Origin of the sequence: Mucilaginibacter litoreus, assembly GCF_042676805.1 — a bacterium.
In the GTDB taxonomy this organism is placed as follows: Bacteria; Bacteroidota; Bacteroidia; order Sphingobacteriales; family Sphingobacteriaceae; genus Mucilaginibacter; species Mucilaginibacter litoreus.
Window position 1 is genome coordinate 758531 of the sequence record NZ_JBHTHZ010000014.1, and the last position, 23454, is coordinate 781984.

The following is a 23454-nucleotide window of genomic DNA, read 5'->3' on the forward strand; positions in this document are numbered from 1 at the left end:
GGGCGTTATAATGCGCAAACAGTCATCATGAGCGATAATAAGTTAATTAAGGCAATTAAGGAAAAAGGAAAGACCATGGAAGCAGAGATGTCATTTTTTGACCATCTCGAAGAACTTCGCTGGCATTTGGTACGTTCTGCAATTGCCGTTGTTATTTTCATGATAGGGGCATTTGCTTATTACGACTTTATTTTTGAGACTGTAATTATGGGCCCCAGCAAGCCCGGTTTTTGGACATACCGGATGCTATGCAAGTTGGGCGAAGCACTGAATAAGCCGGGTTTTTGTGTAAAGGAGATACCCATTAAATTGATGAACAACGAGATGGCTGGGCAGTTCACACTGCAGATCAACTCAGCGTTATTAATAGGTATCACACTTGGGTTTCCATACTTGCTTTGGGAGATATGGCGCTTTGTTAAACCTGCCTTGCATGAAAAAGAGCGTAAAGCCGCTTCAGGCTTCGTTATTTATGCTTCTTTTCTTTTTATCCTGGGCATTTTATTTGGCTATTACATCATTACGCCAATGTCGGTAAACTTTCTGGCAAGCTATACCGTAAGTGCAAGCATTACCAACTGGTTTTCTATCGATTCCTATATATCATCTGTAGCTACACTTACTTTAGCCAGTGGGGTGGTATTTCAGCTACCTATATTAGTTTACATCTTATCAAGTTTGGGCATTTTAACGCCTAAATTTATGCGCAGCGGGCGCCGGTATGCTATTGTTGTTATTTTGATTGTTGCAGCAGTAATTACTCCAACACCCGATATGCTTACCATGACAGTTGTAGCTATTCCATTATTTATCCTTTACGAGGTAGGTATCATGGTGGCCGGAGTGGTTGAAAGGCGCAAAAAAGCCCGTGAAGAAGCTGCTCTGTAAACCTCTGTTTTATCTGTTCCGATTACAACAAAATATTTACCTTCGGCTACAAATTTTAATTATAAATTTGAGTTGATGAAAAAAGGGTTAAAAATAGCCATAGGCGCCGATCATGCCGGGTTTGATTATAAACAAGCCATATTGGCGATGTTTGATGATATTACGTTTAATGATTTCGGTACTTACTCCTCCGATTCTGCGGATTATCCGGATTTTGCTCACCTTGTTTCAAAAGCTGTGGAAAGCGGAGAGGCCGATTTTGGTATCTTGCTTTGCGGTAGCGCAAATGGTGTAGCCATGACGGCTAACAAACATCAGAATATTCGGGCTGCTATCTGCTGGAAACAGGAACTGGCAATACCTGCCCGTACTCATAACAATGCTAATGTGCTATGCCTGCCAGCCCGCCACATGAACCTTGAAGAGGCGAAAAAAACAATTGAAACCTTTTTGACCGAGGAGTTTGAAGGTGGTCGCCATGCAAGGCGCGTCGACAAAATAAGCTGCTAAATAAATAACTGACCTATATTAAAAATTAAATGAAAAAATTTCCACTTTGGGTGGTAGGCCTTGCCATATCGGCATCCGCCTGCGCACAAAACCCAACGGCAATCAAATACGCTAACCTGATTAGCGCTGCCGACGCAAAAAAGCACCTGAGCATCCTGGCCTCAGACGAGTTTGAGGGCCGCGAAACCGGCAAGCCAGGCGCGGAGAAAGCCGCCAATTATATTGCTGCTGAGTTTAAACGCCTGGGCCTGCAAGCCCCTGTAAACGGTTCATACTTTTTAAATGTGCCATTAAGCGAAACTTCGGTTAATATCAACGCCTTTAATATCAACGGACAAGCTTTTGCTAACTGGAAAGATTTTGTTTTTCAGGGATCAACACCTGATAAAAAAATAACCGCAACAGACATTGTTTTTGTTGGTTTTGGCACGGAGGAAGAACTGGCTGGTACAGACCTTGCCGGTAAGATAGTAGTTTGGATAAACGAAGATAAACCTGAAGCAGGCAAAACCGCTAATACCGGCTATCGTATGAATGCTGCACGCCAGGCTTTGTTAAAAAATATACAGGCTAAAAATCCTGCCGCTGTTTTAGCTGTTAACGAAGGCTTGTCGACCATACTTGCCCGCTTTAATGGTGTAAACCCAAGCGGAGGCGCACGCATAGAGCTTAAGAAACCAACTGCTAACACCGAGAATACAACCCCACCCGTATTCATGACAGCAGGTGCTGTGGCTGATGCAGCACTTAAACCAAGCGGCAAAACTTTTGCGCAACTTAAAGAAGCCGCTAAAGCAGGCAAACAAACACAGGTTATAAAAGGAAATGTAGACATAGCCATTTCATCAGAAAGTAAAGATGTTAAGGCTGTTGACGTATTAGGTTTTATGCCTGGTAGCGACGCTAAACTAAAAAATGAAGTATTGGTTTTTTCGGCCCATTATGACCATATTGGTTTAAATACACGCCCCGGCGCAACCGATAAGGTTAACAACGGCGCTGATGATGACGGCTCTGGCACTACTGGTATCCTGGAAATTGCCCGTGCGTTTTCACAGGCTAAAAAAGATGGTAAAGGCCCGCGCCGCAGCATCTTGTTCCTGGGTAACGTAGGTGAAGAAAAAGGTTTGTTAGGGTCTGAATACTATACAGATCATCCTGTATTCCCACTGGCTAATACCATTGCGGACCTTAACATTGATATGATTGGCCGTGTTGGTGAAGAGTATATAGGTAAACCGGATTCTGCCAACTATGTATATTCTATTGGTTCAAACATGTTAAGCTCAGACCTGCACAAAATTGGGGAAGAAGCAAATAACACGTATACCAAAATGAAGCTGGATTATAAATATGATGATCCGAACGATCCAAACCGTTTCTACTACCGTTCAGACCATTATAACTTCGCTCGTTTTAACGTGCCTATTATATTCTATTTTAACGGCGTACATGCCGATTATCACCAGCCAGGGGATGAAGTAAGCAAAATCAACTTCCCGCTGTTGGCAAAACGCGCACAACTGGCATTTTACACTGGTTGGGAGCTGGCCAACCGAGATGCCCGCCCTGTTGTTGATAAGGCAGAAGCTCCCAAAGGGACACGATAAAACAAGGCAATAAAGGAAGCCGCCTCAAGCAACGAGGCGGCTTTCTTATTTATGAAACGCTTACTGTTTCGCTTATTAGCTCCCGTGCTTGTTTAGCGGCGGCTACCATATTTTCAAGAGCTGCTTTTGTTTCGGGCCATTTACGGGTTTTAAGGCCGCAATCTGGGTTTACCCAAATGTTGCGGGCTGGCAGCAATATAGCCGCTTTTGCAAGTAAGCCGGCCATTTCAGTAACCGAGGGTACCCTTGGTGAGTGGATATCATATACACCAGGGCCAATTTCATTAGGATATTCAAAATCGGCGAAGGCTTCAAGTAATTCCATTTGCGAGCGGGATGTCTCTATGGTTATTACATCGGCATCCATAGCGGCAATGTGCTTGATAATACCGTTAAACTCGCTATAGCACATGTGTGTATGTATTTGCGTTTGGTCCTCTACGCCGCTTGCCGATAGCCGGAACGCCCTTACAGCCCAATTCAGGTAATGTGGGTGGTTGGCTTTGCGCAACGGTAAGCCTTCGCGTATGGCGGGTTCATCAATCTGAATGATCCCGATACCGGCTTGTTCTAATGCTGAAACTTCCTGGCGGATAGCCAATGCTATCTGATTGGCAGTAACAGATCGCGGCTGATCATCGCGTACAAAGGACCACTGCAAAATAGTTACCGGCCCGGTAAGCATACCTTTCATAGGCAATGCAGTTTGTGCCTGTGCAAAGCTGCTCCATCTAACGGTCATATCAGCAGGGCGACTTACATCGCCGTAAATTACTGGTGGCTTAACACATCGGCTGCCATAGCTTTGCACCCATCCGTTTTTGGTGAAGAGAAAGCCTTTAAGCTGTTCACCGAAGTACTCAACCATATCGTTGCGTTCAAACTCGCCATGTACCAATACATCAATACCGGCTTCTTCCTGCCATTTTATCACCTGTACGGTGGCTTCTTCAATTGATGCGTCATAGTTGGCCCTGGTAATTTCACCTTTCTTAAATTTAGCACGCAGCTGCCTTATATCATCTGTTTGCGGGAACGAGCCAATAGTGGTAGTTGGAAACAAGGGAAGCTTAAACCTTGCATGCTGCAGCTTCTGCCGTACCGGAAACTGGCTAAAGCGGTTATACCACGATTCGTTAACAGATTCCTGCAGCTGCTTTATAGCTTTATCATGCACCAGTTTAGATTCGCGGCGCGATGCGTTGGCTTGTTTATTAGCCGCTAAAGCCGCTGCATCTCCATTTACAATCTCATAAATGTCGCTTACCTCAGCAAGTTTTTGTTTGGCAAAAGCCATCCAGTTTTTTACGCCGTAGTCAATTTCAGTTTCCAGGTCAAGATCAAATGGAACATGCAGTAACGAGCAGGACGGTGCAATCATTATACGGTTGCTGCCTATGACTTGGGCTGCTTTGCTAACTAATTGTATGGACTGCTCATAATCATTCTTCCAGATATTGCGGCCATCTACTACGCCTAATGATAGCGAAAGCCTGTCAGGAATCAATGCTAAAACTTCATCTGATTGTTCAGGAGCGCGTGCTAAGTCTATGTGCAGGGCGTTAACAGGAAGATTAAGCGCCAGTGGAGCGTTATCAGCTAATGCGCCGAAGTAAGTTGCCACCATGATCTTTATACCGCTTACACGGTTGCTTATCGCCTGGTAGGCATATTCCAAAGCTTCTTTTTCTTTTTTGCTCATGTCGAGCGCAAGGCAGGGCTCATCCAGTTGTATCCAGGTAGCACCTTGCAGTTTAAGGCGGTTAATAATTTCAACGTACACTGGCACCAGTTTTTTAATCAGATCGATACGATGAAAGCCAGGTTCTTTTTCCTTGCCAAGTAACAGATAAGTAACGGGCCCTATCAATACGGGCTTTGCCTTGTCACCGCATACCGAACGGGCATGCTCATACTCGGCAAATACCTTTTCTGAAAAAATGCTGAACTGCTGATTAGCTGTAAACTCGGGCACAATGTAATGATAGTTGGTGTCGAACCATTTGGTCATTTCCATAGCGGTGATGTCGAGCCCATCTTTTTGATAGCCGCGGGCCATAGCAAAATACAAGTCGATCTCGCGGTTATCTTTTACATCAGCCAGTACTTTGCTGTAGCGTTGCGGAATAGCACCAAGTGTAAGGCTCATATCCAGCACGTGGTCGTAATAACTGAAATCATTACACGGGATAAGGTCGATACCGGCTTGGAGCTGTAATTGCCAGTGTTCCTCTTTTAATGATCGGGCTACCTTATTAAGATCGCCGGTTGTGATTTTACCTGCCCAGTACTGTTCGCAGGCTTTTTTGAGTTGTCGGTGGCTGCCCACACGCGGGTAGCCGAGGTTGTTTTTGAGCATACGCATAAAACTTTGGTTAAACATTAATGATGATTAATGCTCCTTACGTTTCTGGTATGCTTTCGGGAAAAATGGAATAGGACGATACACACAGGCAGGCGCATGTAATATGCACAGGCATGAGGTTACCGTTGACTAAGCTTCAGATCGCGAAAGCATTTGTCTTTTTACAGCTATGGCAAGTATCCTGGCTTGTAACGGTTAACGCCATCCTTCTCATCCGCCTTGCGGACAATGGATACATCGGCGTACCTTTTATTGTTACTTACAGTTGCGCGACAGCCCATGATTTACACATGGTTCCTTTTTAATTGCAGTATTACCCGCAAACCACTGCTGCTTTAAGATTTTTATTTATGTAAAGAACTTTGCCAAAAGTAACTACTTTGAGCAAGGATAGCAAGCTGCATAAATAAGGATTGTTGTAGATGGCACAGCTGTATATTACAGTTTTACATTTATTAAGCTTAATTTTACACATCCAAAACTTTACAGGACTTATTTACTTTGTCAATACATGAGCAGCACGTCAGAAGAATTCCTGAAAGAATCTGAGCAAAAGGCCTTCGACATTGATCAGCGTCGTATCATCAATTATAATATTGATAAATATGATACCGCTTTTGAAAGGGGCAGTTCGCGTTTTATCAATCTTGATAATTCCAAGAAGAAAGCTCACGTGATCAAATGGAAAGTGATGGAAAACCTGGATAAGCTGCTGCCGGAGTTTGAAGCTAATTTCCAAAAGCGCGGAGGTAGGGTTATCTGGGCCAATGATGCTGATGAAGCCTGCCGTGAAATACATGCCATCATAGAGCGGGCCGGCGCTAAAACAGTCATCAAATCAAAATCCATGGCTACCGAGGAGATCCATCTGAATGCTTACCTGGAAAAGCATGGTGTCGAGTCGTTAGAGAGTGATTTAGGGGAATATATCATTCAGTTGCTTGGCCAAGAGCCTTATCATATGGTAACGCCTGCCATGCACCTTTCTAAGGAAGATATTGGTAAATTATTTAATGAAAAATTTGGCAGCCCTGCAGATTCTACGCCCGAACAACTGACGCAAAAAGCACGTGAACTGCTTCGAGATAAATATCTTAAGGCCGATGTGGGTATCACCGGAGCTAATTTTATTATTGCGGATACTGGTAGCATTGCCATCAGCGAAAATGAAGGGAATGCCAGGCTGACCACAAGTTTTCCTAAAATACAGATTGCAGTAGTGGGTATTGAAAAAATGATACCATCCATAACCGACCTGGATTTGTTTTGGCCTATGCTGGCAACGCATGGTACAGGGCAAAATGTAACAGTGTACAATACTATTTTAAGTGGGCCGAGGCAGGATCAGGAAACTGATGGGCCTGAAGAAATGTATGTGGTGCTTTTAGATAACGGTCGGACTAACTTGCTGGCGCAAAAAGAACAGCGACAAGGCTTGTATTGCATACGTTGCGGAGCCTGCTTAAATGTTTGCCCTATATTTCAAAACATTGGCGGCCATACTTATGAAACTACGTATGGCGGGCCTATAGGCTCGGTTATTACACCACACATGCGCGGCATGCAGGACTTTAAGCATCTGAGCTATGCATCAAGCCTGTGCGGAAAGTGCACAGAAGTATGCCCGGTGAAAATTGACATACACAAAATGCTGCTGCTAAACCGGCGCGATGCGGTAAGTGAAAACCTTGCCCCTGTTAAAGAAAAATGGGGGTGGGAGATCTGGAAAAAAGGGATGCTTAAACGCAATCTTACCGACTTCTTTGGCGGCAAAATGAAAAACTTTTTGATGCGCACATTCTTTAAAAAATCATGGGGACATTATAAAGAAATGCCGAATGTGGCCGAAAAATCATTCAGCCAGCTTTGGAAAGAAGGTAAACGCCCGGAAAAGTTTGATTAGTGTTTATCGCCGAAGCCAAACTCTTTGTAAGTATTGGGCTCGTCGTCATGGTTTCTGAACGAGAAGATATAGCTTGATACCCACGACTCATAATCGGCGTCTTTCCCCTTTGATGCTTCAAATTTTGTAGCCCTTATCATATAGATACCTTCGCGGCTAATGTTCAGATATATTTTGCCGGAGGCATCACTGGTAAACCTTTGTGGGTATACACTGCCTGATGCGGTTTTGATATAAAGCCAAACAGGGCCTTCGTATGGTTTGCCTTTGAAAGTTACCTGTGCGGTAAGCCCCTCGCCGTAATTCAGTTTATAAGGATTGTGTTTTAATATAATTTCAAAATCGTCGCCAATCACTTTTTCATAATCGTCGCCGCCTTTATCATCTACGGTAATAAGTGTTTTTATATAGCGATTATATTTTTCGGTAAAATTAAGCGCATTGCTGTTTTTTAGTTTGTCCGCAATATCATCATAACCCTGCTCGGTCAAAAAAGCCAGGAAATCCTCACGTGGTATCTCATCAAACTGGTTGCTGTTCATGGATATCAGGGCAAGCCCCTTATTATCTACCTCATAATTTAAAACAGGGGAAGACTGATCTTTAACAATTTTTGTAAGATCGGTACTTTTTTTACCCTCATATATCATGAATTTGCTGGTCTGCTTTGCAGTATAGGGCAATTCGCTGTCCTTTACCAGGTTTTCGCCTAAAAGCAAATGAAGATCCAGCTTTTCTCCTTTTTTCAGAAAAAAATGCTCAGGCATCAAAAAATGATCCGGGATAAATGATACCAAACCAACAAATGCCAGCAGTACAATAGCTTTAACATAAAGGTGTTTCATAGCGAAAAGAGTAATGTTCAAACATACAAAGTTTTAAAAACTTATTAGATTTACCTAATGATTTTTGACCGGAAAAATATAGATAACGACGGTTTGATAACGTTTTACAAGAAACTGTTATTGCCCCGGCTGGTTGAAGAGAGGATGCTTGTTCTGCTACGGCAGGGCCGTATTTCCAAATGGTTCTCAGGCATTGGGCAGGAAGCTATTGCCATTGGCAGTACGCTTGCGCTTGAAGCAGATGAATATATACTGCCCATGCACCGCAACCTGGGTGTGTTTACATCAAGGGATATCCCAATCTCGCGGCTTATGGCCCAGTGGCAGGGTAAGGCTTCTGGCTTTACAAAGGGCCGCGACAGGTCTTTTCATTTTGGTAGCCAGGATTACAGGATCATTGGCATGATATCACACCTTGGCCCTCAAATGGCATTGGCAGATGGTATTGCCCTTGCCAGCAAGCTTAAGGGAGATAAAAAAGTTACCCTGGTATTTACCGGCGAAGGGGCAACAAGCGAAGGAGATTTTCATGAAGCATTGAACATTGCCGCAGTATGGGACCTGCCCGTAATATTTTTGATAGAAAACAACGGATACGCGTTGTCCACACCTACGTCAGAGCAGTACCGCTGCGCCAGGCTTGCCGACAAAGCACTTGGCTATGGTATTGAAGGCAGGCGAATTGATGGTAATAACGTGCTTGAAGTTTACTATAACATCAACGAACTGGCGCGAGAACTGCGTGAGTACCCCCGACCTGTGCTGGTTGAATGCATGACTTTCAGGATGCGAGGGCATGAGGAGGCATCGGGCACTAAATATGTACCACAGTACTTGTTTGACCAGTGGCGGTTGAAAGACCCGGTGGACTGCTTTGAAAAGTTTTTGTTAGAAGAGCAGGTGCTGCGTGCTGAGTGGGTGCCTTATCTGCGTAACGAATTTACAACACTGATTGATACGGAAGTTGAAAAAGCATTTAAGGAGCCGGATATAACGCCACATGAACGAACCGAAGTTCAGAATATGTACCGGTTATATAATCCTGCTAATAGAACCCCATCTGAAACAGTAACTAATAAGCGTTATATTGATGCCATAAGCGATGGCCTGAAGCAGAGTATGCGTAAGTATGGCAACCTTGTTATTATGGGGCAGGATATTGCCGAATACGGCGGTGCTTTTAAAATTACCCAAGGTTTTGCAGAGGAGTTTGGTAAGGATAGGGTTCGAAACACCCCAATATGCGAGTCTGGAATTGTTGGTACGGCACTGGGGCTTGCTATTAATGGTTATAAAGCGTTAGTGGAAATGCAGTTTGCCGATTTTGTAAGCTGCGGCTTTAACCAGATAGTTAATAATGTTGCCAAAACCCATTACCGTTGGGGCCAGACTGCGGATGTGGTTATACGAATGCCTACGGGCGCGGGCACGGGCGCAGGTCCGTTCCACTCGCAAAGTAATGAAGCCTGGTTTACGAAAACACCGGGGCTTAAAGTAGTGTACCCGGCCTTTCCGGACGATGCGAAGGGTTTGCTCATGTCGGCCATTGATGATCCTAACCCGGTAATGTATTTTGAACATAAGTACTTATACAGAAGCACAAGCGGCAATGTGCCCGATGGCGATTACTATGTTGAAATTGGCAAAGCACGCATAGTACGCGCGGGCACCAGGGCAAGCATTATTACTTATGGGCTTGGCGTACATTGGGCTATTGAGTATGCCGATAATCATCCGGACGTATCTTTAGAAATACTTGATTTGCGTAGCCTGCAGCCCTGGGATAAAGAAGCGGTAGTAAGCACTGTTAAAAAAACATCGAAAGTGCTGATACTGCATGAAGATACCTTAACTGGTGGCTTTGGCGGAGAAATTGCAGCTTACATAGCCGAACATTGCTTTTTCGACCTGGATGCTCCTGTAATGCGCTGTGCCAGCTTAGATACCGCCGTGCCGATGAGCAAGGCATTGGAAGACCAGTTTTTAGCTAAGGCACGCTTAGAGGAAGCGATGGAGAGATTATTAAAATATTAGATTAGCGCTTTATCCTTCAATTCATCCCAATAAACATCCAGTTGCTTATCTCCAATACCATAAATCTTTTCGGTTCGCCAAAACTCATTGTATATGGCTGCTTTATCAGTTATGCCAGAGTAATAAATATCAATAAGTTTCTGTTCGATGTAATTGAGGCCAATGGCATTAACTTCCAGGCGTTGCAGATGAGCTTGTAACGCAGGTTTTAAAGCCGTCATGTTAGCCCAGAACCTGTCTGTGGCAAGCCAGTTTTTTAAAGTTATAATGTCGTTGGTTATGTACACATCCCAGGCTTCGGCAGCCAGGTCAAAATCATATCCGCTTAACTGTACGCGTATGTTATCATACAGATATTCTAACTCGGCCCCTGTAAGCTCCCCCATACCGCGAAAGTCTGGTTTGCCGGGATAACTGTCGGGGCAGATAAGGTAAATCGCACGTTCCGTTGAATCAGTCTGCTGTGATAGCAACATCATAACGCCAAGCAGATTAATCTGGCAGTGCAGGTCAAATTCAAACCAGAGATTAATTTCATTATATGGCTGATTTATCTTTTGAAGCTCATGCATAACAGCCTGATCGTAACCGTCAGGAGTTTCATCAAAGGTTTTGGTGATCCATTCGGCACGCTGCTGCCAAAATGCTGCAGATTCAATATTTTCGGTTAACGGGCCTTCAGATAATACTTCCCGCCAAACTAATATGTCGCCATCTAAGGCAGTGTGCTCAAAGCCATATAATGTGGAATCACCATTAAGAATTTGGAGAATGGAACTCATCTTATTTACTATCGATTGACTTTCTTAACCTTCGTTGTGTAAACCAGTATCATCACAATACATGCGGCAGATAAGAGCATCCCTGCTGATGCTGCTATAATACGCCATGTTTGATGTTGTTCAATGCCTTTAATCAAGCTGTTTATCCCCATAGTTATCATGAAAATGGATATAAATAACGATGGGAGTAGTTTGCGTGCGGCTGCTTTTTCCATAATCTAATATAGGATTATATCTTTTAAACCTGGTTTAATTTGCATTTAACTGAGCCAAATAATCTTTTAGCGGGCCAAGGCCTACCTGTCTTCGCCGCTTATCAACGTTTCTAGCGTCGGTTAAATCTACCGGCTCAAACTTATTTGTTTTATTGTTAAGGCGCGCTTGTGTGCCATATAATTGCGGTTTGCCTAAATTAACAAGTACCCTGTCTTTAAGATAAGCAAAGTCTTCGCCGGAGGCATTATGGCGTTTAACTTCTTTTTTCATTAATACCAATACACGCTGCTGAAATTTTACATCATCATCGCAATGCTGTACAATTGCCCAAAATCTGCTGCTGCCGCTTTCACCTACAAGTGAGTATCCCGGGTAACCGTATCTGGCTAAAATCTGTTTTGCAGCCACCTCATTGGTGCTATCGGTAATGGCCCAGCTTTTATCAACGGTTGCCTGGTCATAATCTGATTTTTGTTTTTTATAAAGTTTATTAGCTTCAATGCGCCATTTCTGATCTTCTTTATACATAGACGATATCTGCTTGTATAAGGCTGAGTCAATTTTTTGCTGAGCTGTTACAGCAGTGGCAAGCAGAAAAAGCCCTGATGTTATGGTTATAAACTTCATACAGCAAGTTACAAACTTTACCATTGCTGTAATGTATTATCTATATGTATAAAAAACTATTTGTTTTAGTTGTAAGTTTTATGATTACTGCAACTGCATTTGCCCAGGATACGCTTTCAATTACACTTGAGAATGTCAAATATCCGTATCCTGTAAGTTTTATGCCGATACATATCGAAAACCAGGATTTGCGAATGGCTTATATGGATGTACAGCCGGCAACTGCTAACGGTAAAACGGTAATGCTTTTTCATGGGAAAAACTTCGGCGGTTATTACTGGACTAACGTTATCAAAGCGTTATCGGCCAGTGGCTACCGGGTAATAGTACCAGATCAGATTGGTTTTGGTAAGTCGTCCAAAGCCTTTATTCATTACAGCTTTCATCAGCTTGCACGTTTTAATAAGCAGTTGCTTGATACGCTTGGTGTACAAAAAATTATATTAATGGGGCACTCCATGGGCGGTATGCTGGCAACAAGATTTACATTGATGTACCCCGACCGAGTGCAAAAATTGCTCCTGGAAGACCCGATAGGGCTGGAAGATTACCGCACATTTGTACCTTATAACAGCGCTGCCGATGATTATAAGGCTGAATTAAAAACAAGCTTTGAGAGTGTAAAAAAGTATTATCAAACGTCGTATTTCACTAAATGGAAACCTGAGTATGATTACCTGGTCAAAATAGGTGCAGGGGTGAGCAAAAGCGCCGACTTCCCACGCTACGCCATGGTGGCAGCTTTAACTTTTGAAATGATATACGAGCAACCCGTTTGCTATGAGTTTGGCCTGATAAAAGTGCCAACCGTATTGTTTACAGGTAAGGAAGACAAAACCATTGTTGGCAAGGCGATGCTGAGCAATGAAGAAAAAGCTAAACACGGGCAGTACAAAATACTTGGGCCACAAACGGCAAAAAAGATCCCAAACTGCAAGTTGATTGAGTTTGAGGATTGCGGCCACATACCCCACATAGAGGTGCCTGATAAGTTTTTAAAGGCGTTGGCAGAAAATATTCAATAAACAAAATGGCCGCTTACTAAGCGGCCATTTTGTTTATTAGTCCATCACCAGCTCTCTTAGCGCTTCCGGTGTAAAATTTCTTAAATCGGCATTGCGGCCTTCATGTATTTTTTTTACCCAGTTAGGGTCTGCTAATATCGGCCGGCCAACGCCAACCAGATCAAAGTCACCGCGATCAAAACGTCTTAATAATTCGTCAAGTGAGCTTACTTCTGAACTTTCACCGGCAAATGATCCAAAAAAGTCACCTGATAACCCCACAGAACCAACGGTTATCGTTGCCTTACCGGTTACTTTTTTTGCCCATCCTGCAAAGTTAAGGTCGCTGCCTTCAAACTCAGCCTCCCAAAAGCGGCGCTGCGAACAATGGAAAATGTCAACACCAGCATCAGCAAGCGGGTTCAGCCATGCTTCCAGTTCCTGCGGATTGGCAGCTAACTTATTGGTATAAGCAGAAGGCTTAAATTGCGACAAGCGGATGATAACTGCAAAATCGTCGCCTACGCGTCTTCGTACTTCTTTGATCACTTCTATGGCAAAGCGGCTGCGCTGCGGCAGTGTTTGTCCGCCGTAGCCATCTGTGCGTAAGTTTGTGCCCTCCCAGAAAAACTGGTCTATCAGGTAACCGTGCGCGCCGTGGATCTCTACGCAATCAAAACCCAATGCCTTTGCATCTGCTGCAGCTTGCCCAAAGGCGGCAATGGTATCGGCAATGTCTCTTTCGGTCATGGTGTTACCATTGTTAAACCCCGGCCTGTTTACGCCTGAAGGCCCTTCAAACGGTTGTGCCGGTACCCAGCCTGATGCGTGGTTATCCATAATGCCCATGTGCCATATTTGCGGACCCATGGCGCCACCTGCCTTGTGAACATTATTTATTACGTTTTGCCAGCCTGCTAAAGCTTCCGCACCGTAAAAATGCGGAACGTTAGCATCATTAGAAGATGATATACGGTTAATCACTGTTCCTTCAGAAAGGATCAACCCTACTTCGCCTTCTGCCCGTTTGCGGTAATATGCGGCAACATCATTGGTGGGTACTCCGCTTGGCGAGAATGAACGCGTCATGGGAGCCATTACAATACGGTTTTTAATATTTAATGATTTTAGCCTGAAAGGGCTAAATAAACTTTCAGTATTCATGATATATATTGTGTTAAATTTCTGCTTCTATAAGCTGGCTAAGGGCTTTAAAGGTATCTTCATTGCGCTTATAATAAGTCCATTGACCAACACGGGTAGATGATATGAGGCCGGCTCTCTGCAGGCTTGCCAAATACTCCGATACAGTAGACTGTGTGAGGCCGGTTTTTGCATGTATCTGCCCAACGCAAACGCCATGCTGGTAACCGTACTCGGCTTGGCCCGGAAAATGAGCTTCAGGGTCTTTAAGCCAGTTCAGTATTTGCAGTCGTGCTTTGTTGGAGAGCGCTTTAAAAACTTCTACCTGATCCATGCTGCAAAGGTATATCGGATTTTCCCGATATGTCAATCAGCTTATTTGAAATTGACACAGTTATGATGTTTGGAGCGAGGGCACAAAAAAGCCGCCTCAAAATTGAAGCGGCTTCTGATATTATTATGAATGTATAGATTACTTGGTAACGTACATTACTTCTTTTACTGCTTTTATCACCCGTTCCGGGTTGGGCAGGTACTCCTGAATAAGTGTAGGAGCATACGGAAGCGGAACGTCGCCACCAGTAATACGTAAAATAGGAGCATCTAAATAATCAAATGCATCTTTCTGTACTTTAAAGGCAACCTCTGTAGCAATTGAACCTAATGGCCAGCTTTCTTCAACAATTACCAAACGGTTAGTTTTCTTAACCGATTCGATAATGGTTGCATAATCGATTGGGCGTACGGTGCGTAAGTCAATCACTTCAGCATTTATGCCTTCTTTTTCAAGTTCGGCAGCTGCTGCGTTTACTACCTTCATTATTTTACCAAAGCCAACCAAAGTAACGTCTGTACCTTCTTTTGTGACTTTAGCTTTTCCTAATTCAATATAGTAAGTTTCCTCAGGTACTTCGCCTTTATCGCCGTACATCAACTCAGATTCCATGAAGATAACCGGATCCGGATCAAGTATAGCTGATTTTAAAAGACCTTTAGCATCATAAGGGTTAGATGGAACTACCACCTTTAAGCCCGGGCAGTTAGCGTACCAATTTTCGAAACACTGGCTGTGTTGCGAGCTAAGCATACCTGCGTTACCGGTAGGGCCGCGGAATACAATAGGTACAGAGAACTGGCCACCGCTCATCGACATCATTTTGGCAGCGCCGTTGATGATCTGGTCGATAGCAACCAAAGAGAAGTTAAAGGTCATGAACTCGATGATGGGGCGAAGACCGTTCATGGCCGAGCCGATACCTATACCTGCGAAACCTAACTCAGAGATAGGCGTGTCTATAACGCGTTTTGCACCAAACTCATCAAGCATACCCTGGCTAACTTTGTAAGCGCCGTTGTATTCGGCTACTTCTTCGCCCATAAGGTATATATTCTGATCATTGCGCATTTCTTCCGACATGGCTTCTCTTAGCGCTTCTCTGAATTGAATTTCTCTCATTATATTATTAAAATGAAGTTTTTAAGCGATGGCAAATATAAGCACTAATGTGTAAAATACAATCTATATGTATGCATAATAAAGTAGTTACACAAAGGTTACGCTTTCGTGGCATTAGCAAATTTTAATATCAGTTCCGGGTCTGGAATGTTTTGCATAAGCTGTTCTTTTTCTGAAAGTTTTCCAACACCCGGATAATCACCTTTGGCCTCGCCAATATCAAGCATTAATTGAAAATGTAAGTGCGGAGGCCATTGGCCGTTTTCATGCTCATTACCCAAGGTGGCTATCTGCTGGTTTTTAACAATTGATTGTCCATCGGTTAATTGATCGAGACTTGCGCGGCTAAGATGTCCGTACAGGCTGTAAAAAGTCATATCATCAAGGATGTGCTCAAGTATAATAGTGGGGCCGTAGTCGCCAAAGTTATCGTTATCTGCAAAACTGTGTACCTTACCGGCAACCGGTGCATACACCGGTGTTGCTGCTGGCCCCCATATATCCACACCTAAGTGCAGGCGCCGTGGCTCGTCAACGGTATCAAATATTTCGCTGCGGCCGTATATGGTTCTGTGTTCCATGTACCCGCCAACCGCATAACGGCAATTATTAATAGCTGTTTTACTGGCCACCCATTTGGTGAAAGCAGCGGTATCAGCTACCAATTCAGGCGATAACTCCGTATTATTGGCTGTAAGGTTAAGCGGAAAAAGCGTATCTGTCAACGGATTAATATCAACAACTTTTCCAAAAGCATACGGATGCTTTTGGAAAAGTATTGATAATTGCTCAGTAGCAGTCATGAAATTACTCGCTGTCGGTATCGGGCTGGCGTTCTTCCTTGCTTATTTTATCGAAGATCTTATCCATACGCTCTACATACTCATTGGTATCGTCAACAAAAAATTCCAGTTGCGGAATGATCCGTACCTGATCTTTAATGCGGGCGCCAAGCTTATAACGTATCTCGGAAGCATGCGATTTAACGGTTTGTAATGCCTGCTGGGAATTAGTATTGTTAAAAAAGCTCAGGAACACGCGCGCAATGGCTAAGTCGGGGGTAACACGTACCTTAGTTATGGTTACCAGGGTATTGGGCAGATAGTTCATGCCCTCTCGCTGAAATATTGCGGCCAGGTCTTCCTGTATTACCCCGGCAAATTTTTGCTGACGTTTAGATTCCATAGTATTTGTAACGCCTGAACGGCTTTTGAGTTTTATTTGATTTCGGGCTGTGTCTAAAGCTAAGCTTTTAACGTAGTCTGCCCAAATTATTATAAATAGAAAAGGCTTTTGCCTTGTTAAAGGTCCTTCTTCATTTCATCCAGCCGTTTTACACTTAACCTGGCGCTGATTCCGGAGGCAATAATGGCTATGCCCATCACTGTTAAAAAGACCAGGCCAAAATCGCTTAAATTGAAAGCTACCGGGTAGGCATCCAGTACCGACAGGCTCGACCCCATTTTAATAATTTTAAAATGCTGCTGAACAAGACAGACAATATAACCTAAAGCAATGCCGGTGATACAACCAACAACAGATATCATCATCCCTTCAAAAAAGAAGATGCCTTGTATAAGCGGTTTACCGGCGCCAAGGCTGGTTAAAATGGCAATATCTTTACGCTTATCTATCACCAGCATGGTTAACGAGCCGATGATGTTAAACAATGCAATGATCAGCACAAAAGTCAGTATCATAAAAATAGACCAACGCTCGTAATTGATGGTTTTGTACAAGCCAGTATTTTGCTGCTTGCGGTTTTTTATCGTGTAGTTATCACCAACAATTTCTGTCAGGTTATCCTGCACATCGTCCAAATCCGTGCCCTTTTTATAATTGATCTCGAGAGAAGATACGCGGTTTGGTTCATCAAGCAGGTGCCGGGTAAAATCAATTGGTGTTATAACGATATCATCAAAATCCTGCTGAATGCCAAATACCCCCGATGGCTGTATAGAGCGAAACACAAAATCATTCATAGGATTGGTTGAGTTGCCAGCCGTACGTTTGGGCGAAAATACCTGCAAAGCCACAAACTGATTTTTTAAACTTACACCTAAGCTTCCCTGTACGGTGGCGCCAATTACAGCATACTCCTGTTCCTTATCTTTAAGGGTGAACGAACCAAATTGAATGATACTGTCCAACTGCCTTCCTTTTAAAAAATCGTCGCTTACGCCTTTGATTGTGCCGATGAAAGAACGGTCAGCATATTTTATCAGCGCCCGTTCCTGCAGTACTTCTGTAAACGATATAATCCTGCTGTCTTTCTTCAACTCCCTGAACACTGGCTGGTCCGGGTCGAATGTTTTGCCTAAACGTGGTTCTATCTTAATTTCAGGCGTAAAGTTGCTATAAAGGGATAGTATCGTTTTTTCAAGCCCGTTAAACACCGAGAGTATGATGATAAGTGCAGCGCTGCCCACCAATACACCAAGTATGGATATACCGGATATGATATTAATGGCATGTGTCTGTTTTTTTGAAAACAGGTAACGTTTGGCTATGTAGATAGAGGTATTCAAATTGCAGCTTGCTTGCCTTTAATAACTTATAAATAAGGATTATGTTGTTTCTCATAACCGATTGTTGTTTCAGGCCCATGACCAGGATAAACTGTGCAATCGTCCGGCAAAATAAAAAGCTTTTCTTCGATACTACGTATAAGCGTGCTATAGTTGCCTCCGGGCAAATCAGTACGGCCAATGCTGTTACGGAAAAGTACATCACCGCCAATGAGTAGGTTAGCGCTCTTATCGTAAAAACATAAATGTGCAGGTGAGTGGCCGGGAGCAAAAATCAGGTCAAGCTGAGTGTTGCCAAATGTAACCGTTCCTGTTTCAGGTAAAAAAGTATCGGGCAAAGGTGATGCATCGTACCTGAAACCCATAGCCGGGGCATAAGCTACAACGGCTGCCAGGGTTTCAGATTCGCCCTCATGAAACCTCGGCTTTAACCCATACTGATCAAAAACGAAGCGGTTGCCCAAAACATGATCTATATGGCAGTGGGTATTGAGCAATAACACCGGTTTAAGGTTATTTTCTTTTATAAATGATACTACTGCATCCTGCTCTGCACGGGTATACATGCCCGGGTCAATGATAGCGCATTCGCCGGTTTCATCGTATAAAATGTAAGTGTTTTCCTGGTAAGGGTTGTTTACAAAGGATTGTACGGTAGCCATGTGACAAAGGTAGATTATTAAGCTTAAAGCGGAAATCTTAAAGCTTAAAGCGGAAATACTAATAAATTTACTTCTACATATCATTAAAGCTTAAGGCAGGAATTCTTATATAAGCTTTTTAGTTTTAGCTTCCGCCTTAACTTTACTTCCATTTAAAGCTTTTGATCATTACATCTACATCCTTTTTTATAAAATCAAGTACGGGTTGTATGGAATCTAACCGGGGCTCGGAGTTAAAATACAGCGCTCCTCTCAGGTAATGCTTTGTGCTGTCTGTAAGGAAGAATTGTGCAGAAGATGCCGCGTTGCCATCAATGGTATAATAAATGCCGTAAACCCGGCGATCGGGATAGCGAATAATGCCTTCATCAATTGACGTAGCTTTAACAGTATGCTTAAAACTTAATTTATGTGCGTCCTCTATCAGTTGATTAAACTCTTTTTTTGATGTTATAGGCTGGTAACTTAAATGAAGCGTGGCATTAAATTGCGGAAATTGTACGTTTTGCCAGCAGGGCTTGGCATTAGGCGCTTTATCAGGCTCAATTTTGGCATATTTAGGGTATTCAAAAGTAAAGGGGCAGCCTTCAGTATACTGTTGATATTTTTTTTCAGGGTATAATATCCGGAAATAACCTCTTGGCTTGGGTGAATACTCGTTGCCGCCACCACAGGCTGCCAGCATAGCTGCAATGAATAATATCGTATAATTAAAGCAGGCTATTCTTTTGAGTTCCATATTTCCCACGATTTTTCGGCCTGTAAAACTAACATTTCGTACCCGTTTTTTGTTGCAGCACCTTGTTCTGTGCCTTTTTTTAAGAAAAGGGTTTGCTCGGGGTTATAAATCAGATCGTATAACAGATGCTCACTGGTAATGGCCTCGTACGGAATAGGCGGGCATACATTAACGTTTGGATATGTGCCCAGGGGGGTAGTGTTAATGATCAATTTATTATCGCGGATGTGTTGAGTGGTCAGCTCGCTAAAAAGCAGGTTGCCCTTAATGGGTTTACGGGTGACCGTTTGGTAGGTTATCCCTCTGTTTTCCAGAACGCATTTAACCGCCCGGGCGGCGCCCCCATCGCCAAGCACCAGGGCGGTATCATGGTTTTTGGTTAGCAATGGAGCTAACGATCTGTCAAAACCATGAATATCCGTATTGTATCCCTCCAGCCGTAAATTGTGCCCGTTGATGCCCACCTCCCCAGAAAAAGCGGCCTGCAATGGGCTTTCTGCTATTACCCTTATACAGTTTACCGCCCCAGCCGTTTTAGCATCAGGCTCTATCCAATCCAAGTACTGTAATACATTAACCTTATGCGGAATGGTAACATTCAATCCGCAAAGCTTTGGATTTGCATTTAGCAACGGCCGCAGTCCGTCAATATCCTCAAGGGGGTAGAGCTCATAGGTGCAATCGGCAATGTTTTCGTCGGCAAACTTTTCTGTAAAAAATTTTTTTGAGAACGAGTGCGTAAGCGGAAAGCCAATAAGTCCAAAATTTCTCATCGTGGTATATATTACTTATGCGGCTTGCGGCCGCGTGTAATATTAACAACAATGTAGCAGGTTTTATAATTTATTATGAGGCAGAGGGCTGCAGGTCAATTTAAAATTTATGAAAATGGCGCAAACAACTATAGCACTTATAGCGCCTGATTTTTAACCATGGCATAAATGTTTTTAACAGTATACCTCGTCTTACACGCTCACATGAATCACTGTTGCACCGCGAACATGTTACCGATTGTTTAACTTCTGCCTGGGGTGCAGGGCTTGCCTTTTGTTCGTTAAATATTAGTTCCATTATCTTAGGGTTTTGTTCAAATTTAGCGGGCTGTTGTTAAATAAAATTGCCACTTAAGTAAACAAAACCGCCAAATAACTTAATAAAGCTGCCTTTTATAGTAAAAATTAAACTAAGTTTAATTTTTACTATAAAAGTTCGCCTATGTCGCGGCCAAAATGCTCTTTAAATAACTTGCTGAAATAAGTCGGTGTTTCAAAGCCGGCTATGTATGCAATTTCTGCAATTGTGCGGTATTTGCCGCTTTCTATTGCCTCACGTGCAATTTGCAAGCGTATGGTACGGATGTATTTATTGGGTGTTAAGCCTGTGATGCTTTTAATCCGCCTGAACAGTTGCCGTTCGCTAATTGCCACCTCATCACTTAATATGGCCAGGTTTAACTCAGTATTTCCAATAAAATTCCTCACAGTTTTTTCTAATTGGTTTAACCAGGCCAGGTCGGCAGGAGAGATTTGCACTTCCGCTTTTTTATTAGTGATTTCCTCAACAACCAATGTATGGTTTGTGCCTGGGGTATACGTTTCATCATCATTATCATAAGTGCGGCTATGTATGTTTGCAAGCAGGTTATTGGTGCGTGCAAGTAATTCAGCGGCCATAAAAGGTTTAATAAGGTAATCGTCCACACCGATATTGAGCGCCTGTAATTTATTTCGATTATCTGAAAGTGCAGTTAACATAATAACAGGAATACGGCAATAAATGGGATGGGCCTTAAGCTGGCTCAGTAAGGTGAAGCCATCCATTTCAGGCATCATAACGTCTGATACGATCAGGTCTGGCAGGTCTTCGTTCAATTGTAACAACTCTAACGCCTTTATTCCGTTGTTGGCTGTTTTTATACGGTATACAGGCGATAACACAGACGCAATATAACTTACCATTTCATCATGATCTTCAACCAGTAATACCAGTTTATCGCCACTATGAGCCGGCTTTTGTAAAATTTTGTTATCATCAATTTGCAAATCGGTGTGGCTATCCTGTAGGGTAACTTCTTTAACCGGGATAATAGCTTTAAAGATTGTACTCTTTCCATAGTTATTTTCAACTTCTATATGGCCCCCCATTAATTCGGTGTATTCTTTGGCGATAGAAAGGCCTATGCCTGTCCCACCTTCAGCATTAGTCTGCGAACTACGCCCCTGGTAATAGCGGTCAAATATCTGTGGGAGGTCATTCGGATGAATGCCGGGGCCATTATCCTGTACGCTGAAAACAACAGAGCCTTTTTCGATGCCTGCAACCACATTGACAGATCTGGATGAAGGTGTATACTTGATAGCATTACTTATAAAGTTATTAGCTACCTTTTCAAATTTAAATTTATCCAGCCATATATGCAGCGAAGCATCAATTTCCGATGTCAGCGTATAACTTATTTTTTTGTATTCGGCGGCAGAAGCAAATCCCTGATAAATAACTTTTATGAACGATGCAAGATTAACGGCCTGGGGTTTAACCATCAAATTACCGTGTTCCATTTTCCCCAGATCAAGCAACTCATTAACCATATCCAGTAATTTTTTACTGTTGCGGCTTATAGCGCGAAGATTATTTTTTTGCTCAGGTGTTACCGATTCGGAAACAAGCAACTGCTCTGCCGGGCCTGCTATTAAAGTAAGCGGAGTTTTAAGTTCATGACTGATGTTGGCAAAGAAGCGGGTTTTCATGGCATCTATTTTAGCCATTTGTTTATGTTCCTGCTCAAGCACCGCGGCCTCTTTCTTCTTTTTATAAACCAGCCATCTGTAGGCAGCTATTATGCCTGCAAGTATAAAAGCGGCAATCAAAACTGTAAAGTTACGCTGCTGCGTTAGCAAAGTGTTTTTGTTTGCAGCCTGGAGCAAGCGTTTATCATTCTGATATTTTTTATCCAACTCGGCAGAGAACCGGCTCTGATCAGTAGTGAGGATGCTGTCATTAAGTTGGTTTTCTTTTACAGAAAAATCATAAGCCTGTTTATAATTGCCTAAGCTGGCATATGCATCTGCCAGTTTATTATAGATATTACGCTGTAATACACGGTTCCCATCTGCACCTGGTTGCACTGCAAGCGCCCTATTACCATATTCTACTGCTTTTTTGTAATTTTTATAATCCAGGCTTAGTGTCGCCAATTCATTTAAGTTGTGCTTGGCCAGCGATGGATAATTATTTTTTTCGGCCACCGCTAATGATTTCAAGAGGATGTCTTCTGCCTTGGCAAAGTTTTTCTGCATCTGATAAAGGCGGCCAAGGTTGCCCATGTAATTAACTTTTGCAAATGTTGATATTTTATCTTCGTATGGCTTGTTAAGTATCCTTTCGAGATAAAATATCGCCTGTTCCAAATTTTTTCGAGGTATATCACCGTGCTTTTTAGCATTGGAGTAAACGTTGGACAGTGTACTTGCAGCAAATATGTAAAGGCCGGTATCTTTTATTGCCATGGCCTCGTTTACTGCCTGGCGCGCAAAGGGTAGGGCGCGGTCTACCTCTCTTAAAGGGCGGTAAATATCGGCGATACATACTTTTGTTTCTATACGTAATTTGCTCCAGCCAAACTTGTCTGTAATTTTTAAAGTTTCAAAAGCTTCTTTTAGGGCCGGTTCATTTTGCGCAGCGCGGCTAAGCATGTAGGCTATCATCAGGCGCGATTTAATATAGGTTACAGAATCTGTTTGCGGTGTGATGGCTGCTACGGCCCGGCGTGCATAGTCAAGCGCGGTTGTTTCTTCCCCGGCCTGATAATATTTAAAAGAAGTATAGTAAAAGATCTGGCCCTTTAAAACGTTGTCTTTCTTGTTTTCTGCAATGATCAACAACGAGTCGCTGTAGTGTTTTGCCGAGTCAATGTTACTAAATTTGGTAATCCTTTTTACAGGGCTTGCAGTGTCTTTTTGGCCTGAGGCGTTAAGCGTGCAAAAAGCAGTTATCAGGATAATTAATAATACATTTCCTGTAACGTGATAATAATTAATCCGGGGCATAGTACCGGCTAATTTAATTAATTATTGATTACTCGGCGCTATAAATATCCCGATATTAACTAATAAACAAAAAGCTGTATTTTGTTGTAATACAGC

20 protein-coding genes and 1 riboswitch are annotated in these 23454 nt (G+C 42.9%); of the genes, 6 read left to right on the forward strand and 14 right to left on the reverse strand.

From position 1 onward, the window contains the following. Nucleotides 1-27: 27 nt before the first annotated feature. From tatC to ACFQZX_RS19240, 3 genes are all read left to right on the forward strand, one after another. Nucleotides 28-888 (forward strand): twin-arginine translocase subunit TatC, encoded by an 861-nt coding sequence (gene tatC, locus ACFQZX_RS19230; protein WP_377118489.1) that lies wholly within the window; start codon nt 28-30, stop codon nt 886-888. Nucleotides 889-963: 75 nt separating this feature from the next. Beyond that, complete coding sequence (gene rpiB / locus ACFQZX_RS19235) at nt 964-1398, forward strand: ribose 5-phosphate isomerase B (protein WP_377118491.1); 435 nt, start codon at nt 964-966, stop codon at nt 1396-1398. Between the two features lie 29 nt (nt 1399-1427). Next, complete coding sequence (locus ACFQZX_RS19240; RefSeq protein WP_377118493.1) at nt 1428-3008, forward strand: M28 family peptidase; 1581 nt, start codon at nt 1428-1430, stop codon at nt 3006-3008. Between the two features lie 49 nt (nt 3009-3057). Here ACFQZX_RS19240 and metE read toward each other — a convergent pair whose 3' ends face one another. Continuing rightward, a complete protein-coding gene (metE, locus tag ACFQZX_RS19245; protein WP_377118627.1) occupies nt 3058-5367 on the reverse strand; it encodes a 5-methyltetrahydropteroyltriglutamate--homocysteine S-methyltransferase in 2310 nt (769 codons plus the stop codon). A gap of 160 nt (nt 5368-5527) precedes the next feature. After that, nucleotides 5528-5717, reverse strand: a riboswitch (cobalamin riboswitch). A 167-nt stretch (nt 5718-5884) separates the two neighbouring features. Here metE and ACFQZX_RS19250 point away from each other — a divergent pair. Continuing rightward, on the forward strand, nt 5885-7276 hold the full coding sequence (locus ACFQZX_RS19250; protein WP_377118495.1) for a LutB/LldF family L-lactate oxidation iron-sulfur protein: 1392 nt from the start codon (nt 5885-5887) through the stop codon (nt 7274-7276). On the opposite strand, the gene ACFQZX_RS19255 is transcribed toward ACFQZX_RS19250, so the two are convergent. Beyond that, on the reverse strand, nt 7273-8121 hold the full coding sequence (locus ACFQZX_RS19255; protein WP_377118497.1) for a DUF4198 domain-containing protein: 849 nt from the start codon (nt 8119-8121) through the stop codon (nt 7273-7275). The genes ACFQZX_RS19250 and ACFQZX_RS19255 overlap by 4 nt on opposite strands. Nucleotides 8122-8178: 57 nt before the next feature. On the opposite strand from ACFQZX_RS19255, the gene ACFQZX_RS19260 reads away from it, so the two are divergent. Further along, nucleotides 8179-10155, forward strand: coding sequence for an alpha-ketoacid dehydrogenase subunit alpha/beta (locus ACFQZX_RS19260; RefSeq protein WP_377118499.1), 1977 nt, complete (start codon nt 8179-8181; stop codon nt 10153-10155). Here ACFQZX_RS19260 and ACFQZX_RS19265 read toward each other — a convergent pair. Next, nucleotides 10152-10937, reverse strand: a complete 786-nt coding sequence (locus ACFQZX_RS19265; RefSeq protein WP_377118501.1) for a DUF1835 domain-containing protein — start codon at nt 10935-10937, stop codon at nt 10152-10154. The genes ACFQZX_RS19260 and ACFQZX_RS19265 overlap by 4 nt on opposite strands. Before the next feature lie 249 nt (nt 10938-11186). Beyond that, nucleotides 11187-11780 (reverse strand): DUF6624 domain-containing protein, encoded by a 594-nt coding sequence (locus ACFQZX_RS19270; protein WP_377118503.1) that lies wholly within the window; start codon nt 11778-11780, stop codon nt 11187-11189. An 80-nt stretch (nt 11781-11860) separates the two neighbouring features. Between ACFQZX_RS19270 and ACFQZX_RS19275 the strand changes: the two genes are divergently transcribed. After that, nucleotides 11861-12805 carry an alpha/beta fold hydrolase gene (locus ACFQZX_RS19275; RefSeq protein WP_377118505.1) on the forward strand — a complete coding sequence of 315 codons (945 nt, stop codon included), beginning with the start codon at nt 11861-11863 and terminating at the stop codon, nt 12803-12805. A 36-nt stretch (nt 12806-12841) separates the two neighbouring features. On the opposite strand, the gene ACFQZX_RS19280 is transcribed toward ACFQZX_RS19275, so the two are convergent. From ACFQZX_RS19280 to ACFQZX_RS19325, 10 genes are all read right to left on the reverse strand, one after another. Continuing rightward, nucleotides 12842-13948, reverse strand: coding sequence for an NADH:flavin oxidoreductase (locus ACFQZX_RS19280; RefSeq protein WP_377118507.1), 1107 nt, complete (start codon nt 13946-13948; stop codon nt 12842-12844). Between the two features lie 13 nt (nt 13949-13961). Further along, the gene (locus ACFQZX_RS19285; protein ID WP_377118509.1) at nt 13962-14261 is read right to left on the reverse strand and encodes an ArsR/SmtB family transcription factor; all 300 of its coding nucleotides are present in this window, start codon (nt 14259-14261) and stop codon (nt 13962-13964) included. 138 nt (nt 14262-14399) lie between these two features. Beyond that, entirely contained in the window at nt 14400-15383 is a 984-nt protein-coding gene (locus ACFQZX_RS19290; RefSeq protein WP_377118511.1) for a pyruvate dehydrogenase complex E1 component subunit beta, read from the reverse strand. Nucleotides 15384-15481: 98 nt separating this feature from the next. After that, nucleotides 15482-16186, reverse strand: a complete 705-nt coding sequence (locus ACFQZX_RS19295; protein ID WP_377118513.1) for a peptidoglycan DD-metalloendopeptidase family protein — start codon at nt 16184-16186, stop codon at nt 15482-15484. A 4-nt stretch (nt 16187-16190) separates the two neighbouring features. After that, nucleotides 16191-16568 carry a 30S ribosome-binding factor RbfA gene (rbfA, locus tag ACFQZX_RS19300; RefSeq protein ID WP_377118515.1) on the reverse strand — a complete coding sequence of 126 codons (378 nt, stop codon included), beginning with the start codon at nt 16566-16568 and terminating at the stop codon, nt 16191-16193. Nucleotides 16569-16684: 116 nt separating this feature from the next. Next, nucleotides 16685-17911 carry an FtsX-like permease family protein gene (locus tag ACFQZX_RS19305; RefSeq protein ID WP_377118517.1) on the reverse strand — a complete coding sequence of 409 codons (1227 nt, stop codon included), beginning with the start codon at nt 17909-17911 and terminating at the stop codon, nt 16685-16687. Nucleotides 17912-17937: 26 nt separating this feature from the next. After that, complete coding sequence (locus ACFQZX_RS19310) at nt 17938-18573, reverse strand: MBL fold metallo-hydrolase (RefSeq protein WP_377118520.1); 636 nt, start codon at nt 18571-18573, stop codon at nt 17938-17940. 142 nt (nt 18574-18715) lie between these two features. Continuing rightward, a complete protein-coding gene (gene gldD, locus ACFQZX_RS19315) occupies nt 18716-19258 on the reverse strand; it encodes a gliding motility lipoprotein GldD (protein ID WP_449288933.1) in 543 nt (180 codons plus the stop codon). A 35-nt stretch (nt 19259-19293) separates the two neighbouring features. Then, nucleotides 19294-20085 carry a shikimate dehydrogenase family protein gene (locus ACFQZX_RS19320; RefSeq protein WP_377118524.1) on the reverse strand — a complete coding sequence of 264 codons (792 nt, stop codon included), beginning with the start codon at nt 20083-20085 and terminating at the stop codon, nt 19294-19296. Between the two features lie 426 nt (nt 20086-20511). Beyond that, the gene (locus ACFQZX_RS19325) at nt 20512-23358 is read right to left on the reverse strand and encodes an ATP-binding protein (RefSeq protein ID WP_377118526.1); all 2847 of its coding nucleotides are present in this window, start codon (nt 23356-23358) and stop codon (nt 20512-20514) included. Between the last annotated feature and the right edge of the window lie 96 nt (nt 23359-23454).